2 protein-coding genes are annotated in these 1609 nt (G+C 78.0%); one reads left to right on the top strand and one right to left on the bottom strand.

Features of this window, described 5'->3' with window-relative positions; all coding sequences use genetic code 11:
- A partial coding sequence (locus AB0L40_RS27795; protein ID WP_364362043.1) for an MATE family efflux transporter occupies positions 1-701 on the bottom strand: 701 nt, incomplete at its 3' end.
- 156 nt (positions 702-857) lie between these two features.
- Between AB0L40_RS27795 and AB0L40_RS27800 the strand changes: the two genes are divergently transcribed.
- Entirely contained in the window at positions 858-1583 is a 726-nt protein-coding gene (locus tag AB0L40_RS27800; RefSeq protein WP_364362045.1) for a hypothetical protein, read from the top strand.
- Positions 1584-1609 lie beyond the last annotated feature (26 nt).

Below are 1609 nucleotides of genomic sequence, written 5' to 3' on the forward strand. Positions count from 1 at the left end.
GTCGCGGGGGCGCTGCGGGCCGTCGCGGGGCCGCCGTCCGTGGCCGTGCCGGTCGCCGCCGCGCTCCCCCGCCAGAGCAGCCGCACGAACAGCAGCCCCATCGTCGCCTGCCCGACGAGCGTCGCGATGGCGCTGCCGTCGAGGCCGAGGTCCGCGCCGTAGATCAGCAGCGGGTTCAGCGCGAGATTGATCGCGTTGCCGAGCAGGACGATCAGGAGCGGTGTGCGCAGGTCGCCCGTCCCGCGCAGCCAGCCCTGCGCGGCCATGCTGAGGAGCGCGAGAGCGAGCCCCGGCGCGGCGATCCGCAGGTATCTGGCGGCGTGGTCGGCGGTGTCGCCGCGGCCCCCGAGCGCGTCGATCCAGACCGGGCCGAGGGCCACGACGACGATGGCGCCGAGCAGCCCGGCGGCGCCGCCGAGCCACAGCGCCTGCGCGGCCAGGCGGCGCAGGTCGGCGTCGTGCCCCGCGCCGGAGAGCCGCGCGACCGCAGCGGTCGTGGCGTAGGTGGTGACGACCCCGAGGCCGGCGACGGTCCCCAGCACCGAGACCGCCAGGGCCAGCGCCGCGAGCGGCTCGACGCCCAGGTGGCCGACCATCGCGGTGTCGACCAGCAGGTACGTCGGCTCGGCCGCCAGGGTCACGAGCGCCGGCAGCGCCAGGCGGACGATCTCGCGGTCGTGGGGTGAGCGCAGCGCCGGCACGGGCCGGGGAGGCTAGCGGCGCCCCCGCGGCGGGCGGCAGGGCCGATCGCCGACCGGTGGCCGCGTCCCCCGACGTCCGTCCGCTCCCGGGGGCGGACCGTCCCCGCGGGCGTAGGGTGTCGACGTCCCGCAGTCCCGGTGCCAGGAGCCCCCGCCGTGCACGCCTCCCCCTTCGCCCCCGCCCCGACGGGACGGGTCCCCGATCGATCCGCGACCCGCGCCCACGCGTGGCGCACGTCCGTCCGATCTGCGTCGGCCACGAGCCGCCCGACCGTCGCCCCGGCCGTCACCGTCGGCACCCGCCCGACCGCTGGCCCAGCCACACCCGTCGGCAGCCGCCCGGCCGCACCCGCCGCCCGCCGCCCGCCGGTCCGCCTCTCCGTCCTGGGCCTCGTCGCCGCGTTCCTGGTCGCCTTCGCGCCGCCGGCCGCCCGCGCGGACGATCCGGCTCCCGCGACCGGCGTCCTGCGCGGCCAGGTGACGCTCCGGGACGGGAGCTCCGCGGGGCCGGGGACGGTCTCCCTGGTCAAGATGGACTCCGACGACCACGACTACGTGACCGCTGCGGTCGACGCCGATGGCCGGTGGAGCACGCCGGTCCGGTCCGGGCGCTGGACGGTCAGGGCGTCGACCACGGCCGGCCTCCCGACGAGCTGGCCCGACGTCCCGGGCGCGTGGCCCGAGGAGCTCCGCCCGCGGGTGACCGTGACCGCGGGCGAGACCCGCGACGGCGTCGACATCCGCGAGCGCCCGCGCCTGGCCCAGGGCGCGGTCGACGAGTACGGCGCCTGGAACCCGGGGTCCGACGACCCCACTGAGCCTGAATCCACCGGTGTGCCGGTAATCGGCGGCCCCGATCATGAGATCGCGGCGTTTGAGTGATCGAGGGCCGCGAAGCGGCCCTCGAT

The sequence above is a fragment of the Patulibacter sp. NPDC049589 genome (genome assembly GCF_040675535.1).
Taxonomy (GTDB): Bacteria; Actinomycetota; Thermoleophilia; order Solirubrobacterales; family Solirubrobacteraceae; genus Patulibacter.